The following is a 16,715-nucleotide window of genomic DNA, read 5'->3' as shown; positions in this document are numbered from 1 at the left end:
GATTATGATACATACTTTGGACCCGCGAGAATTGACGGGCAGAGATAACTATAAACTGATGAGTGGTTCGGTGGTACCACGTCCAATCGCTTTTGTGACAACACTTTCTCATGATGGCAGCGTCATTAATGCAGCGCCCTTTAGTTTTTTTAATATAGTCAGCTCTGACCCGCCAATATTATCGATATCCATCGCTCGCAAGGATGGCGTTATGAAAGATACGGCTCGCAATGCGCTTTCCGGGAAAGAACTCGTTGTACATATCTGTGATGAATCGATCGCTCTTGACATGAACGAGACGGCTGCCATGCTGGAGCCCGACGAAAGTGAGCTGGAACGGACAAACCTGACGACTGTACCAAGTACTGTGGTCTCCGTACCAGCAATACAGGAAGCACTCATTCGGATGGAATGTAAGTTGTATCAGCATATTCCGATATCGAACGATGAGGGAAAACCCGTGAGTGATCTGCTTCTGGTTCGTATTGTACAATATCATTTCAGTGAGAACGTGTATGATCCTGCCACCAATTATATATTGATGGATCATCTCAAACCGATCAGCAGGCTGGCCGGGAATGACTATGCCAAACTTGGCGAGAGATTTACGGTGGTCAGGCCGGAGTAAGAGCAGAGCAGGTTGAACAACCTGTTGAAGGAAGGGTAAGGAAAAGAGAATAGCAATTATTCTTTAATAAGACGGACAACATGTGCGGAATTCGCATGTGTTGTCCGTCTTTGCGTGTTTCGTGAACATAAAGGGAGCAAGCCTCGAATAGACTTGTACTATATCCTGCACATGTGACATGAACCTATTTTATATATAAGGAGGTTGGAGCCGATGAACCAAGTCGATGGAACTGCATCCGCTGCATGTATCATGGGAATTGGAACGGCATTGCCTGTTCACCGCATTGAGCAAAAAGATGTGTCTGCTCGGCTCGCACAAGCGTTGGAGCATGAGCCGGATTCCAGAAGGTGGGCGAAGCGAATATTTAACCAGTGTGGTGTCGAGAAACGATATACATGTGAACCGAATCTGCTGGAGCCAGTAGAGTCTTGCCGTTATCTGCCCTTTACCCAGGCTGAGAACGTTCCGACCACAGCCGAACGTATGGGCAAATATAAGGAAGCAGCCGTTCCGCTTGGAATTCAGGCAGCACGTCAGGCACTCGAGGATGCCGTCATTTCGACCTCAGAGATTACACATCTCATTACCGTCAGTTGCACTGGGCAATTCCTGCCCGGTCTCGATGTTCGGCTGATTCAGCAGCTTGAACTATCGCAGCGTATTAACCGGATTCCGCTTGTATTCCAGGGTTGTGCTGCCGGTCTGAAAGCTGTACAGTTGGCGAATTCAATTGTGACGAGTGACAAGGATGCTATGGTTCTTATCGTATGTGTGGAGCTGTGCACTCTTCATTTTCAACCGTCCGCCAAGCGGGATGATCTGTTCGCAGCGTCCTTCTTCGGAGATGGCGCATCTGCCTGTGTAGTGGGTCTCTCCGGATTAGGACGCAAAGAACTGTTCAGATTGGGAGCCGGGCATTCCGTGTTGCTTCCAGACTGTTCGGAAGAGATGATCTGGGAGGTGGGCAATACCGGCTTCGATCTGTATCTCTCGCCACAGATCCCGAAACTGCTGGGCTTGCATCTTGGTCCAGAGGTTGAACGACTGCTGAACGGCAGTGAGCTACCAGAGATCTGGGCGATCCACCCTGGAGGCAGAGGTATCGTTGATGCGGTACAGAAGCTGTACCAGCTTTCAGATGAGCAAGTTGCTTACAGCCGAAACATTTTACGGGATTATGGAAATCTATCCTCTGTGACGATTTTGTTTGTTTTGCAAGCCATCCGCGATGATTATCGTAATAGGGAAGAAGCTTCCAGCGGAATTGCCCTTGCATTTGGACCGGGACTGACGGCGGAATTGCTTCCTTTTACTTATGTTCCTGCATCCATTGAAGAAAGAGAACCAGTGAATCAAGGCGCAATGTAAAAGAAAAGGAAATACCAATCTGATATCAGAGGAGCTTGGGTATGGGTTATCGCAGCCTTGCTGTCCTCATTAGCCGATATCCGCGGTTCATCATTCTCTGCTGGGTGTTTGTCATCGGGATGTCAGCCGTCTGGGCTTGGAAATTGCCTGGTATTGTTCAGGATCATGGGTTGAACTTGAATCAGGGAGATGCTCATGCTGTAGAGCTTATTCTGGAGAAAGAGTTCCATGTTCCTGCTGATCCGGTTATTCTTCTATTTGAAAAAAAGACAGGCACTACCCCGGCTGAATTCCGGGGATGGATTAAAGATCGTCTGCAGCAAGTGAGTAAACTGTCAGGTGTAACGTCCATACTCTCTCCTCTTGAAGCACGTGGAAGCCGGATGCTGCGGGGGAATGTGGCCTATGCTCTGCTAGCGTTTGATGTACCGCCTCACAAGATGGGGCCGCCGCTTGAACAGCTGCGTTCTGTGCTTACAATAGACGGTCCTGGAACGATCCAAATAACAGGGAAATCCGTTGTACAGCAGGATGTAAATCGTCTCAGTTTTCGCGATTTGGAACGGGCAGAGGTTGTGGGATTGCCACTTGCCTTCGTCATTTTGTGTTTTGCATTCAGAGGTATTTATGCAGCGCTGATTGCAGTTGTTATGGGAGTATCCGGCGTCATAACGGCAATGGGAGTTACATCCCTGATGGGTTACCATCTGGCGCTCTCCAACTTTGTGATCAACGTGATTCCGATGGTGGGAATGGCGCTCAGCATAGACTTTGCCCTGATTATTCTCAGCAGATACAGGGAAGAACTCCAGCGAGTTCAGAATATTGAAGAAACAGGTTGGGGCAACGAAGAGGTTCTCCAGAGAATGCTGCGTACAGCGGGAAGAGCCGTATTCTTTTCTGTGGCTTGTGTGCTGTTAGGACTGCTTGGTCTACTATGGATTAGATTGCCGATGTTTCTGAGTGTATCCCTTGGAGCCATTATCGTGCTCGTCATATCGGTCCTGCTGAATATAACACTGCTGCCAGCCATTCTATCGCTCTATTCTGTGCGAATCTTTAGACAACGATCTGGGCATTTCATATCTTCAAAACAGGAACAGTATCAACAATCGTTGCCGTCACGTTCGATCTGGTCATTCTGGTCAGGCATGATTATGAAACGGCCGGTCCGGATGGCGCTGCTTGGAACGGGTGCGCTGCTTCTCTTTGTTCTACCGGTTGCCCGGTTAGAGATTGCCATCCCGGATGCTTCTTCCTTGCCTGACAGAATGGAGTCTCGCCAAGCGACTGAGCAGATCCAGAGCATTTTTGGACAAAAGAACGTCTCTGCTGTAGAGATTGTAATTGGTGGAACGGGAGAGCCGTTGACCACATACCATTGGCGAATGGCATTGAGTAAAATGCGAGAGCTTCAACAGGATTCGAATGTAGTGGCTGTTGAATCCGCATGGGGGATCATGCTGCCGGACAAGCTCTCAGGCCAAGCTCAAACTCATATCAAATCACAAATGAACATTCCATCACCTTCTTTGCGTGAAGCGCGGAAAGAAACCCAATCTCAGCAGCCTGCATGGCTGCGCTCATATGTGTCCGACCATTCCATTCGTATGATGGCTACCATCCACGGAGCACCGGGCTCCGATGAGGCTGCTTCCTGGCTCGAAAAGATGAGGGAAAAGGACATCGCTAACGCCATGTCTTTCATACCCCTGCGTTATGGGGGAGAAGCAGCCATGCAGCATGAAATCATGCAAGAAGTTTCTGGACAACTGCCCAAAGTGCTGGTGTTTGTTGTGGTATCGAATTATCTTGTATTGCTCGCAGCATTTCGGTCATTGCTCATTCCGATCAAAGCCATTCTGATGAATCTGCTCAGCTTGGCTGCTTCATTCGGCGTGCTTGTACTGGTCTTCAATCAGGGCCATCTTGGTATGGAGCCATCTGCTATTGCCATTATGATTCCTGTGTTCATTGCCGGGCTTGTCTTCGGTATATCAATGGACTATGGCGTATTTATGCTGACACGCATCCAGGAGGTATACAGACGAACAGGGGATAGTGATCTGGCCGTACAGCAAGGACTGGCTTCAACCGGACGTCTCATTACTTCGGCGGCAGCGATTCTGCTGGCCGTGACTGTACCGTTTGCCTTTGCTGACGTGGCGGGTGTAAAACAGCTGGGAATCGGAATTACAGCGGCGGTGTTCATTGATGTAACCATTATCCGCCTAGTACTGGTACCTGCACTCATGAAACTGATGGGCAGATGGAACTGGTGGTTACCAGGGTACAGGGAATAGAAGGAATAGAAGGCCAGCCAGTAAGAAGGATATTCTCGGAGCCTGAAGATCAGGTATGCGAGGATATCCTTTTTTTCATCAAAATAGTGTGAATTCAGCCCAAAACAGGCAATAATGTTCAATTCACCGACTGTACCGTGATTTATAATAGACTGGACAAGTCCAACATATTTTTACATAAGTCTATCACTTGAAATCCACAGGAGGGATGAACGGTAATGTCGGATATCGAATCTTATCTGCAAAAACAAACAAGCCCGCGTGGACGCTCCGCCTATCAGAGGGGGCAATCTCTTGAGCAATGGCGGAGGCAGTTGCGAGCACGGATTATAGATAGGCTGGGCGGTTTCCCATCCGTGGCGGCGGAACTTAATCCCGTACTGCTCGAACGCACCGCATGTGATAGCTATATCCGGGAACGGGTTGAGATTACGACCTACGCGGGGTTGCGCATGCCGATCTATATGTTGATACCCAATTCAGTAAGCGCTACCAAAGAATCACGCCCAGCCATTTTAGCCTGCCATGGACACGGGTATGGCAGCAGGGAGATTTCTGGCATGGAGCCCAACGGTTCACCGCGTAAAGGAGAGCCTGGCTTGCATAAAGACTTTGCGGTCGCCCTTGTACAGCGTGGATATGTGGTTGCGGCTCCAGAATTGCTTGGATTTGGTGATCGAAGGTTGGAGGAGGATCGGAATGCACCACCCGGCGCAAGCTCCTGTACCAAAATTGCCACCCATCTGCTCATGACAGGGCAGACTCTTGCTGGGCACCGAATCTATGAAACGATGCGTGTGCTGGATTATGTAAGCACACGTCCTGAAGCTGATCCAACACGCATCGGCAGCATGGGCATCTCGGGTGGCGGACTCGTGACGGCATTCACTGCTGCGCTGGATGAACGGTGCCGTGCGGCTGTCGTGAGCGGTTACACAAGTACCTTCCAGGGCAGCATATTAGACAGAAATCATTGCCTCGACAATTATATCCCAGGAATTCTGAGAGAAGCAGATCTGCCAGATATCATAGGTCTGATCGCACCTAGGCCGCTATTTATTGAAGCCGGAAGTGAAGATCAGGTATTTCCGCTGCCAACAGCAAAAGAAGCCTATGCACGATTGACGGAGATTTATGAACAGGCGGGAGCACAGAAATGGCTCGATGCAGACTTTTTTACAGGTGGCCATGAGATCAGTGGAGCGAAAGCCTATGACTGGCTGGATAACGTTCTGTAAGGCAATCATATATAAATGAACCTTTGAGAGGAGAGTTTAGTTATGAAATGGTCAAAATCCGTGCGGTATTTGCTCTGTCTAACCCTGTTTACTAGTCTGATTGGAGGTGCTCTGACAGCTAATGGAGGACAGGTCGCCCAAGCTGCGGCGAATGAGTACAAATTTGACTTTGGTGCGGGTGCAGTTGAGAACGGTTACACAGGTGTGTCGGCAACGGAGGCCTACACCTCAGCGAAAGGTTATGGATTCAATACACCTGCCAATATGCGTAATGTCACCGCCTCAGGAACAGGTGTTGCAAGCGATGCCGTACAGTTTGTCACCTTTGGAACGAAAAGTTCGAATACGTTTAATGTGGATCTGTCCAACGGTCTTTACGAGGTTAAGGTGGTCCTGGGCAATACAGCCAGATCGAGTGTGGCGGCAGAAGGCGTATACCAGATCATCAATATGACGGGGAACGGGGCGACCGATCAATTTCAAATTCCGGTGACGGATGGACAGTTAAATCTCTTGGTTACGGAAGGGAAAGAAGGGACAGCATTTACACTAAGCGCACTTGAAATCCGAAAAATATCAAATCAGACGGTGACGAATCGTACAATCTATATTGGCGGCGATTCGACGGTCTGCAATTACTATCCGCTCAGCAGCAGTGTACAGGGTGGGTGGGGACAGCTATTTCCTTCCTACGTGAATACGAGTACGTTTCAGGTTCGCAATATGGCCTCTAGTGGTCAATTTGCAAGAGGTTTCCGCGATGATGGTCAAATGGAAGCGATTCTGAAGTATATTAAGCCGGGAGACTACTTCATTTTGCAATTAGGGATTAATGATACCAATGCCAAGAACAATACAACCGAAGCAGAGTTCAAGGAGATCATGCGTGACATGGTCCGTCAGGCAAAAAATAAAGGAGCCATAGTCGTTCTATCGACGCCTCAGGGTCGGGCAACTGATTTCAACTCAGCCAATGTGCATACTGCGGAAAATCGCTGGTACAATGCATCTACACGTGCGCTCGCTCAGGAAGAGGGCGTAACACTTGTAGAACTGAACAAACTCAGTTCCGCCTATTTCACGTCCATAGGACCGGCTGCAACACTGGCCTTGTATATGACAGGAGACACGCTTCATCCGAATCGTGAAGGGGCTGCCCAGCTTGCACGAATTGTTGCGGCTGATCTGAGAAGGCAGGGACTGAATGGATTTTGATCCGGTTAAAATATAACTTCGTTCCGCTGCTCCACAAACATAGATTGGAATAAGCTAAATCGTATAGTCAAAAACACCCCCGGGACAGCCAAGTAATATACGGCATGCCCGGGGGTGTTTGATTGTAAACCAAGTGACTATTCCATCATATCCTTGGCTTCATGGTTGACCTTTTTACCTTTCAAGAGTGGTTCAAGTTCATCCTGTACACTCTGTTCCCACAAGGGTACATCTGTGCGATAGGCAGCCCGTCCGTTCAGATGTCCGGCTACCGGTGCTGTGATAAATACAAATACAATGCCAAGTAATACCCGAGCACTGATATAGTTATCGTAATACCAGAAGAAAAGAAACGTTCCACTCAGTACACAAAGTACGCCGAGTGTAGTGCTTTTGGTGGCGGCATGTGCCCGTAAGTATACATCTGGCAGTCGGATCAGTCCGAATGCGCTAAATGCACTCAGTAAGGCTCCCAGCAAGACAATGAGTCCAATGACAATTCCGGCGGTTCCATCAACGATCTCCTTCATTTTTGAATACCGCCCCTCGTTCAATGTATCGTGCAAATGCAACTGTGCTTAGAAAAGCGAGAATGCCAATCAACAGAATAATATCCAGATAAGCTTGGGTATGAAGCATCATGGACAGAACAGCAACGATGGCAATAACGTTAATACCGATCGTATCCAGTGCCGTAATCCGGTCGGCCATGGAGGGTCCCCGAAGTACTCGGTACAGACAACCCAGAATGGCCAGGGAGAGAATAAGCAAGGAAATAAACAACAGTGAGGATAACATTATCGTGTCACCTCCATAATGGCTTTTTCGAACGTATTTTTGATATCATCACTCATTTTCTGTTCGTCTTTGATATCCAGTGCGTGAATAAATAGTTTGCGTTGATTCCCTGAAATCTCAAGTGGGAGGGAACCTGGCGTCAGTGAGATGAGCAGACAAAGGAGTGTAACTTCCCAGTCAGAGGACAGCTGTGTCTGGTAGGTAAATATGCCGGGCCGAATATCGAGCTTGGGCTTTACAATCTGGCGAATAACTTCAATACTGGCCCGTACCAGTTCCTTGAAAAGCAAGACAATCAGCTTGATGATCGCCCAGACACGAACGATATAGAAGCGTTGCGGAAAGAACCGTCGCATGCTCCCAATCAGCAGCAGACCCAGCAGAAAACCCGTGAGAAAGCCAACACCATTCCACGCATTATTCAGAAACATCCATACAAAGGCAATGATCAGATTCAGCACAATCTGAAAGGCCATACGCATCTACTCCTTCAACACTGCATCTATATATACATTGGGATGCAGCAGAATGTCGCCTGCGCGGGAGGTCAGTTGGAACATGCCCTCAGCCCCCACACCCATCGCGATGATGAACACAAACAGAATTCCGGCAGGGATGAGCAGGCCGTTCACGGCATAAGGTCTTCTCACTGCGCCTGCCGGCGGTTCACCCCAGAACGCCTGGATGAAGATGCGAAGAACCGAATACAACATCAGCAGGCTGGAAAGGACGGCAATGCCAGTCAGACCGTATAAGCCAGCCTGTAACCCGCCTTCAAATAGCAACAATTTCCCAGGAAATCCACTGAACGGAGGAATACCTGCCAGTGCAAGTGCACTGATGAAGAACATCCAACCAAGCAGTGGGTAGCGGTGGATCAGCCCGCCCATATTGTCGAGTTTGGAGGTGCCTGCGACCGCGATCAGAGCGCCTCCGAGCAGGAATAGCAGTGTTTTGATGAGCATATCATGCAGCATGTAGAAGAGCAGTCCTTCCAGTGACGGACGACTTGCTGCGGCCATGCCGAAGGCTACAAAACCTACCCCTGCGATTACGTTGTAAATTAGTATTTTATTGACGTCACGATATGAAATGGCCCCGATTACCCCGAGTACCATGGTCGCTCCGGCCATCCAGCCGATAAGGGCGTGGAAGAAATCAGGATCATGATAGAAAATCAGTGTGAATGTTCGCACAATGGCATACAGGCCAACTTTGGTCAGCAAACCGGCAAATAGGGCGGTTACCACTGCCGGAGGTGCTGCGTAAGAGCCGGATAACCAGAAGAACAGAAATAGTCCAGCCTTGATACTAAATACGATCAGGAAGAGGACAGCGATCAGGGTAATGACTCCACTCTGTCCAACTTCAGCGATCCGATTGGACAAGTCGGCCATGTTTAATGTGCCGGTAACAGAGTAGAGAAAACCGATAGAGGCAACAAATAGTGCAGAAGAGACAATGTTAATCAAGACATACTTGATCGTTTCTCGTAGTTGTCTTTCCGTACCTCCCAATACAATTAGTGCATAAGAAGAGATAAGCATCAGTTCAAAGCATACAAACAGGTTAAACAGGTCACCGGTAAGAAACGAACCGTTCACCCCTGCAATAAGGAAATGAAAGAACGGGTAAAAATGATGTTCTTCCCGTTCCTTATTTACACTGCGGAAGGCGTAAAGCAGACATGCAAGAGCAATGATCGAAGCGGCCACGACGAGCAAGGCAGATACCATATCTGCAACAAGTACAATGCCGTAAGGCGGTTCCCAGCCTCCCATATTGAGCGTCTGTATCCCGGATTGTGTCACTTGGGTAATCAGCACGGTTGAAGCGGCTGCCGTCAGCAAAAGGCCAATAACACTCACAACCCGCTGGATGCTTACCCGCCGGAAGAATAGAAGGGCTATAACCCCGGTAATCAGTGGCAACAGAATGGGCAGAACAACGAGATTATTCATAAGGACGCCCCCTTACTTCTTCCATATCGTCTGTTTTCAGCTTCAGATAGGAACGATAGGAGAGTACAAAGAAAAAGGCGGTTAGTCCGAAATTAATGACAATGGATGTCAATATCAGCGCCTGGGGAAGTGGATCGACATAACGTTCAGCCTGCTCCCCAAGCAGCGGTGGTGCTCCAGTTTTGAGACGGGACATCGTAATCAGCAGCAGATGCACCCCGTGAGTGAGTATGGACATGCCAAGCACGATCCGGAGCAGGCTCCGCGATAAGATTAAAAAGACGGCGACTGCAAACAAAATGCCAACGGCCACACACATCAATATTTCCATATCAGCGATCCTCCCCGATCTGTAGAATGATATTCATGGTGACTCCCAGGACGGCTAGATATACGCCGAGGTCAAACAACATCGCGGTCGCAAGTTCAGTCTCTCCAAGTATTGGAAGATCGAAGTAACCATAGGTCTGACTGAGGAAAGGTACGCCGAACAAAAACGAGCCTGCTCCAGTCAATAAGGCAATGGCCAGCCCGATGGCCGTCAAGGTGCGAAAATCGATAGGTAACGCTTTGCGTACGGTATCTGTACTGAATGCCAGTGCAATTAAAACCAGTCCAGCTGCCGTTACCAAGCCGCCAATGAACCCGCCACCCGGATTATGATGTCCTGCAAAGAACAAATGCAGCGCAAAGGTTAGAATGATAAAGACAACAACCTTGGTTGTCGTTTGCAACAATACATCATTGCTTTGGAGTGGTACGGTATCCCATTTTGATGAGCTTCGTTCACGGTTCCCATACTTTTTCGTATTGTCCGCGTTGTCATCTGTCTCAGCATCGGTTTCTTCAGTCTGTTCTTTCTTGCGGAATTTCAGTCTGGCGCCAAGATCCCTCGCTTCGAGATTCAGATTAATCATGGAATAGATGGACAATGAAGCGACCCCAAGTACCATAATCTCCAAAAGGGTATCGAAACCACGGAAATCCACCAGCAACACGTTGACGACATTTTTGCCGCCAGCCAGATTGTAACTTTCCTGAATGTAAAAGTCGGAAATGCTCTCCAGTGACGCGGTTCCGCTTGCAGCTAATGCCACAAAGGTCATGACCACACCTACGGCAATGGCAACAATCATATTCACACGAAGATAGCGTCGACTTGATTTGCCCCGTTGCAGTTCAGGCAGATGGTAAAAGCAGAGCAGGAACAGGGCAACGGATACCGTTTCAACAATCATCTGGGTTAATGCCAAATCCGGCGCTCGGAACAGCACGAACAGTAAAGTGACGAGATAACCTACTGCACCTGTCATAATGACTGCGGATAGTCTGTTCTTGGCAAAAGGGATCGAAACCGCTGCTGCAATCAGTGCGACAAGCAGCACTGCTTCATAGAAAGAAAAGGGGGCATTGCCCTTGAAATTCCAGGTGATGTTCTCTCCTGAACGGAAAAAGGCGTAGACCAGCAATGCAACAGTGAACGAGAAAATATATACCAGATAATTACGAACCGAGCCATTCATATAGGCTTCCGTCCATTTACGTGCATAATGCTGGAGATTATCGAGTACGACATGATACATATTGTTTATCGTTAACCCTTGAGGATAGTGCTCGTAAATTGTTCTCCAGCGCGGCAGCAATTTGTACAATGTAATACCGAGGGCGATTACACCGATGGTCATGATTAATTCCGGTGTGAGGCCGTGCCACAGTGAGAAATGAACATCAAAATGCTCATTTCCGGTCAGCAGCGATGGAAGTACAGCAGCCATCGCCGGTTCAATTAATGATCCAGACAGCAGATTCGGGAATAGACCAAATAGGATCACAAGAATCCCGAGTATAACCGGAGGAATCAACATGCCGACTGGAGCTTCATGCAGTTTTTCCGCAGGAAGTTCGCTGCGCATGCGGCCAAGGAACGTTTTGAACACAATGATAAGCGCATAGATCAGTGTGAACACACTTGCAAGCCAGGCGAAGACAGGCAAGAGTACACTCCATGAACCGAGTCCAAAGATGCGGAGGTGTGTGACTTCCACCATTGCCTGAAAGAACAGCTCCTTGCTCAGAAATCCGTTAAACGGCGGAATTCCGGCCATGGCGAGTGCTCCGACGAGCGCTACCGTAAAGGTCACAGGCATAAATGAAGCAAGTCCGCCGAGTTTCCTTATATCCCGCGTGCCTGTCTCATGATCCACAATGCCAACGACCATGAACAGTGCCGCCTTGAAGGTAGCGTGATTGAACAGATGAAGCAGTGCTGCCGTAATGGCAACCGTGTACATCGCGGAGGATTCGCCATATCCGAAATAGATGGCTGCCGAGCCAACGCCGAGCAATGACATGATGAGACCAAGCTGTGAGATGGTAGAATAGGCTAGGATCGCCTTAAGGTCATTTTTTTTCACGGCAAGGAATGATCCATAACACAGTGTGAGCAGTCCAACCCCGGTGACGAGCCAGAACCATAATCCCTGTCCACCAAAGATGGGGGTAAACCGGGCTACAACATACAGTCCAGCCTTGACCATGGTCGCCGAGTGCAGATAGGCACTGACGGGTGTTGGAGCTTCCATGGCGTCAGGCAGCCAGATGTGGAACGGAAACTGAGCGGATTTGGTAAAAGCCCCGATCAAAATCAGCACAAGAGCAGGTAAGAATAGTGAACTGTCCTGAATCTGTCCCCATTCCGTAATGGTTGCCCGAATGCTGAATGTGCCAGTCATGAGATACATCAGCATGAATCCAGCAAGCATGGCGAATCCGCCAAATACGGTAATGAGGAACGATTTCTGTGCGCCTGAGGTAGACGCTTTGCGTTTGTAGTGAAAAGCGATCAGGAGAAAGGACGTAATACTGGTCAACTCCCAGAATCCATACAACACAATCATATTATCCGACAGTACCACGCCAAGCATGGCTCCCATAAACATCAGCAGATACAAGTAAAAGCGGTTTAGGGCTTCTTTGGTATCCATGTAGAAAATGGAGTAGAGCACCACCAGTGTTCCTACACCGGTGATTAACAATGTCAACAGCAAACTTAGGCCATCCAGATATAGATTAAATCCAATGTCCAGTGACGGAATCCAGGGGATATACCCGGAAACCATATTCCGCTGAGACACGGCGGGTACGAGGCTCGCAAAATAAACAAATAATAGGGCCGGGATAAGTAAAACCAGCCATCCCATATGTATTTTACGGAAGAAACGATGCAGCATGGCAAGTACAATACCAGCGGCAAAAGGCAGAATCACAGCAACATGAAGCAGGCTCAACATTACACCCCCAATGACTGAATTTCTAATGCTCTTTGTTGTGGCAAACAGATGCTCATATGGCGCTGTGAGCATGCTTGCTCTCTATATTCATAACCCAAGTATGTATATACAGAATCGTGACTATTCTTTGAATGGAAGAAACACGGTACAAATAACGTCTCCATATTGTATGGATGTGTATAATGAAAAAAGACATTATCTCCGATAAAGATGTAAACGAAGGTGACATCGCGTAGTTCTTAAACAACATGAATGATGTTGAAAAAAGCAAGCTGGTTTCACCGATTATTGGAGGAAGTTATGTCATTCAAGCTTAAAACTGTACTCACCATGACCTTCGCTGTGTTATCCCTGCTGGTTACACTGACGATTGGGTATATTCTTAGTCAAAAATCATCCATTGCTGTGGAGACGGAGATTGGTCATTCCCTCATCAGCACGGCTTCTCAGACATCAGACAAGCTGGATCGCTTCATGTGGTCGCGTTCAGGCGAATTGAATCTTCTGGGTCGAATGATTGCCTTGGAAGACCGTTTTCAGCCTGCCGAAATGCAGATGCTGCTCGATCAGCTCCAAGATAGCTTTCCCACTTTCTCATGGGTTGGATTCATGGATCCAAAAGGAAAAGTGCTGGCTTCCACAGACGGCATATTGCTGAGTGAAAATTTATCCGAACGCCCCGTGTATCAGGAAGGAATTAAGGGTAAATTTATTGGAGATGTCCATGATGCGGTCCTTTTGGCGAAGCTGCTTCCGAACCCGACCGGCGAACCACTGCAATTTGTCGATATTAGCTTTCCTGTGAAATACAAGAACGGAGAGATTGCTGGCGTACTTGCGGCACATTTGAGCTGGGCCTGGGCGAAGGAAATGGAGGAAAGTGTCCTGCAACCTTTGAAATATGAGGAAAAGGATATCGAGATGTTTATTGTCAGCCAAAGGGAAAATACGGTGTTGCTTGGTCCTAAAGAATGGATTGGTCTTCCTTTGAAGTTATCTGGCATTGAAGGGGCAAGACTGAACAAAAGCAGCTGGTCCATAGAAGAATGGCCGGATGGAAGAGAATATGTAACCGGGTTTGCGGCTAGCCAGGGGCATCTTGATTATCCCGGACTTGGATGGACTGTGGTTATTCGTCAGCTTAAATCAACAGCCTTTTCTTCCGTGACCGACATGCTCTGGTTCAATGTGTGGGCAGGACTCTCGGTTACGGTGCTATTTGCATTAATTGGCTGGATCATTTCCAGGAAAATCTCGGCTCCGATTGCACGGCTGACTCAAGTGGCGAATCGACTTGGTGCTGGAGAGCAAGTACAGATTCCGGAAAATCGGGGCTTCAGGGAAATTGAAGTGTTGTCGCGTTCCTTGGGAGATATGCTGACTTCCCTAACAAATAAGGACTCGGAACTGGTTATTATGCAGAATCTTGCGCATTATGATCAATTGACCGGTCTGCCCAATCGTACAGCACTCGAACTCTATCTGGAAGAATCATTGGAGATGGAAAGTGAAAATCACACGTTAACGTTCCTTTACCTTGATCTGGATGGATTCAAAAGTGTGAATGATACGCTTGGACATCAGACCGGAGATATTCTGCTGCAAAAAGTAGCTCAGCGTTTGACCAGTCTTCGTCATGACAAGGGAATCACGGTAAGACTTGGCGGAGATGAGTTCCTCATTGTGCTCCGTTCTGTGGGAAGCAACCCAAGAGAAGAAGCTCGTATCTATGCAGAAGATATCATACAGCGCCTGAATAAGCCGTTTATTATTGAATATGAACGAATTCATATTGGATGCAGCATTGGGGGTGCAGAGTATCCCACCAACAGTGGCAATCCAAGTGAAATTATCCGTATGGCAGACGAGGCGCTGTATGAATCGAAACGTGCGGGCAAAAATAGAATGACATTTTATCCAGAATTGAAGAAAACAATTAGAGAATAATATAATATAAAGTAGCAGTAACTGATCCGCATACAGGCAAGGAGCGATGAGATGTCTGGAAAATATACCAATGTACCCTATGGTTATGAACCGCCCCCGGCTACCCGAAAAGGCACGCTGATTTTCTATGATTCATTTGAGCACGTAACGGATGAGCAGCTTGAACGCGCCGCTGCTATTGCAGACACACGTTCCTTTGTGCAACTTGTGCTCTATCCGCTGCATGAGAATACGGTGAAGCGAATGAGCAAGGATGGTGTGCAGCCTTTTTACAAAAGGGAAGACCGTCTTCATGATTGGAGAAGAGAGCATACATCCTTTCGTGTACGGGTGGAAGGCTGGGAGGGCAAGCGAAAGAAGTATACGCCGATCGAAGCGGCCCTTCGTCATATTGCAGAGGAATATCCAGCTCCCCTTTTCCTGTATCTCACGATGGAGATGGCAAATCAGTTTGCATCATTTGACTCGTTCAAGGATTGGATTAAGGAAGTTCGTCTGATTATTGATGGAGAACCTGATAAGCTCCATCCGAGGCTGGAGCAAAATGCCCATCGCTGGGAATGGGCAGAATGAACCGATAAATACGGATTGACGATTAGCAGTCAGTAAAAAAGTAGTACTGTACAGCCGGCTTCCCGGTGAGCAGCACTACTTTTTTTGCATTTTATATGGAGTACTAGACCAGATCAAGGGACGTCATCGTTTTATTTTTTCCGGTTCGTTTGGCCGCATAGAGACACGCATCCACTTCCTCAAACAACTTGTCTTTGGACAGATGGGCACTGTAGCTTTTGAGCCCGACACTTACCGTAATATAAGCGCCTTCAAGCTCCAAATGAACATGACGGGCGATCTTCTTGCGGATCTGCTCCACCAAGGCATATGCCTGCTCGAAAGGTTGCTCAAACATTAACAGTGCAAATTCTTCTCCACCATAACGTGCTGCAATATCGCTTGATGTAATGTTCTCCTGAATGACCTGAGAGACTCTCTCCAGAATGGCGTCTCCCACCCGATGCCCATATGTATCATTTATTGACTTGAAGTTATCAATATCAATTAGAGCTAAATGTAGACTCATGCCATTATTGGCATATTCAAACGCTTTTTCATAGTAGTCCTTAAAGGAGCTTTGATTATACAGATTGGTTAATCCGTCTGTTTTGGACTGCTTGGTCATTATTGCATTTCGCACGATTAGATCCTGCTTGGCAAGCATACTGGCCTGGAGATCATCCAGTACCTCGACGCCGCTTGTAACAATTAACTGTGCGACATATGTACCTACAATGAGAAAAGCCGGAATGGAAACCATGTCAAACGAAGATAAGTACAGCCGATAGTCTGGATCGCAGAGTACGATGACATAACCAATCATCTGCATGAGGCATACCGTCCATACTTTTTTCTTGCTAAAGAACAGAACCGAAGCGAAGATCGGCAACAGACAAATGGCAAGGATGATCCGAATATCATAATTGACATGAATGATAGTCCAGGCAATGACTGTGCTGGCCATGGACATGGAATAGAAGGAAAATGAACTGAACCGGTGTTCTACCCAACTGGCGATTAGAATAGCTAAAGAGCTGGCTAATGTAGGCCAAAATAAAACATAGATCATGAAATCTTCTGGAGTTCGATCATAATCGAGAAACAGAAAGCAGCCTATTTGAATGACAACATGCGTTAAAACGACGACCCAGTAAGCGCGAAGCATTTTTTTGATCCATTTGGAATGCTTGAATTCGTACTCGGTTGGGATATGGTTGCTATGTAAGTTAGGACTCTTCAATATATCACCGCTGACTGCATCATAATGATACGACAGACATTGCTCTCGTATGCTTTAATTATAAAACACATTGCACGAAACGCAAATCATTTAATTTGTATTATTAAAACAAAGCTTACATAAGTGCAAAGCGCATAAAGTTCTTATAGAGGACAAACAAAAATCTGAA

14 protein-coding genes are annotated in these 16,715 nt (G+C 47.6%); 7 read left to right on the top strand and 7 right to left on the bottom strand.

Going from position 1 to position 16,715, the window contains the following annotated elements:
• Positions 1-7 precede the first annotated feature (7 nt).
• The 5 genes from DC345_RS06395 to DC345_RS06375 all read left to right on the top strand — a co-directional run bounded on the left by DC345_RS06395 (position 8) and on the right by DC345_RS06375 (position 6,755).
• A complete protein-coding gene (locus DC345_RS06395; protein ID WP_397333651.1) occupies positions 8-628 on the top strand; it encodes a flavin reductase family protein in 621 nt (206 codons plus the stop codon).
• A 213-nt stretch (positions 629-841) separates the two neighbouring features.
• Positions 842-1,999 carry a type III polyketide synthase gene (locus DC345_RS06390; RefSeq protein WP_113052391.1) on the top strand — a complete coding sequence of 386 codons (1,158 nt, stop codon included), beginning with the start codon at positions 842-844 and terminating at the stop codon, positions 1,997-1,999.
• A 41-nt stretch (positions 2,000-2,040) separates the two neighbouring features.
• Positions 2,041-4,302 (top strand): MMPL family transporter, encoded by a 2,262-nt coding sequence (locus tag DC345_RS06385; RefSeq protein ID WP_113052390.1) that lies wholly within the window; start codon positions 2,041-2,043, stop codon positions 4,300-4,302.
• Between the two features lie 218 nt (positions 4,303-4,520).
• Positions 4,521-5,540 carry an alpha/beta hydrolase family protein gene (locus tag DC345_RS06380; protein ID WP_113052389.1) on the top strand — a complete coding sequence of 340 codons (1,020 nt, stop codon included), beginning with the start codon at positions 4,521-4,523 and terminating at the stop codon, positions 5,538-5,540.
• Between the two features lie 42 nt (positions 5,541-5,582).
• On the top strand, positions 5,583-6,755 hold the full coding sequence (locus DC345_RS06375; protein ID WP_113052388.1) for a rhamnogalacturonan acetylesterase: 1,173 nt from the start codon (positions 5,583-5,585) through the stop codon (positions 6,753-6,755).
• 137 nt (positions 6,756-6,892) lie between these two features.
• Here DC345_RS06375 and mnhG read toward each other — a convergent pair whose 3' ends face one another.
• Genes mnhG through DC345_RS06345 form a run of 6 tightly spaced genes read right to left on the bottom strand, consistent with a single transcriptional unit; the run spans position 6,893 to position 12,801 of the window.
• On the bottom strand, positions 6,893-7,285 hold the full coding sequence (gene mnhG / locus DC345_RS06370) for a monovalent cation/H(+) antiporter subunit G (RefSeq protein WP_113052387.1): 393 nt from the start codon (positions 7,283-7,285) through the stop codon (positions 6,893-6,895).
• Positions 7,269-7,553: a Na(+)/H(+) antiporter subunit F1 gene (locus tag DC345_RS06365; protein ID WP_053782045.1), complete on the bottom strand. Its 285-nt coding sequence runs from the start codon at positions 7,551-7,553 to the stop codon at positions 7,269-7,271. Before DC345_RS06365 ends, mnhG begins: the two co-directional genes overlap by 17 nt.
• Complete coding sequence (locus tag DC345_RS06360) at positions 7,553-8,029, bottom strand: Na+/H+ antiporter subunit E (protein WP_113052386.1); 477 nt, start codon at positions 8,027-8,029, stop codon at positions 7,553-7,555. Before DC345_RS06360 ends, DC345_RS06365 begins: the two co-directional genes overlap by 1 nt.
• Before the next feature lie 6 nt (positions 8,030-8,035).
• On the bottom strand, positions 8,036-9,514 hold the full coding sequence (locus DC345_RS06355) for a Na+/H+ antiporter subunit D (protein WP_113052385.1): 1,479 nt from the start codon (positions 9,512-9,514) through the stop codon (positions 8,036-8,038).
• Positions 9,507-9,845, bottom strand: a complete 339-nt coding sequence (locus DC345_RS06350) for a Na(+)/H(+) antiporter subunit C (RefSeq protein WP_024631879.1) — start codon at positions 9,843-9,845, stop codon at positions 9,507-9,509. The genes DC345_RS06355 and DC345_RS06350 overlap by 8 nt, the downstream gene beginning before the upstream one ends.
• A gap of 1 nt (position 9,846) precedes the next feature.
• Complete coding sequence (locus tag DC345_RS06345) at positions 9,847-12,801, bottom strand: Na+/H+ antiporter subunit A (protein ID WP_113052851.1); 2,955 nt, start codon at positions 12,799-12,801, stop codon at positions 9,847-9,849.
• Positions 12,802-13,059: 258 nt separating this feature from the next.
• On the opposite strand from DC345_RS06345, the gene DC345_RS06340 reads away from it, so the two are divergent.
• Together DC345_RS06340 and DC345_RS06335 are read left to right on the top strand one after the other, a co-directional pair.
• The gene (locus DC345_RS06340) at positions 13,060-14,751 is read left to right on the top strand and encodes a sensor domain-containing diguanylate cyclase (RefSeq protein WP_258530574.1); all 1,692 of its coding nucleotides are present in this window, start codon (positions 13,060-13,062) and stop codon (positions 14,749-14,751) included.
• A gap of 51 nt (positions 14,752-14,802) precedes the next feature.
• Positions 14,803-15,324: a hypothetical protein gene (locus tag DC345_RS06335; RefSeq protein ID WP_113052383.1), complete on the top strand. Its 522-nt coding sequence runs from the start codon at positions 14,803-14,805 to the stop codon at positions 15,322-15,324.
• 103 nt (positions 15,325-15,427) lie between these two features.
• Here DC345_RS06335 and DC345_RS06330 read toward each other — a convergent pair whose 3' ends face one another.
• The gene (locus DC345_RS06330; protein ID WP_113052382.1) at positions 15,428-16,546 is read right to left on the bottom strand and encodes a GGDEF domain-containing protein; all 1,119 of its coding nucleotides are present in this window, start codon (positions 16,544-16,546) and stop codon (positions 15,428-15,430) included.
• Between the last annotated feature and the right edge of the window lie 169 nt (positions 16,547-16,715).

Source organism: Paenibacillus taichungensis, assembly GCF_003287275.1.
Lineage (GTDB): Bacteria > Bacillota > Bacilli > Paenibacillales > Paenibacillaceae > Paenibacillus > Paenibacillus taichungensis_A.
Note: the sequence above shows the minus strand (reverse complement) of the source record. Positions and strands in the feature narration are given on the sequence as shown.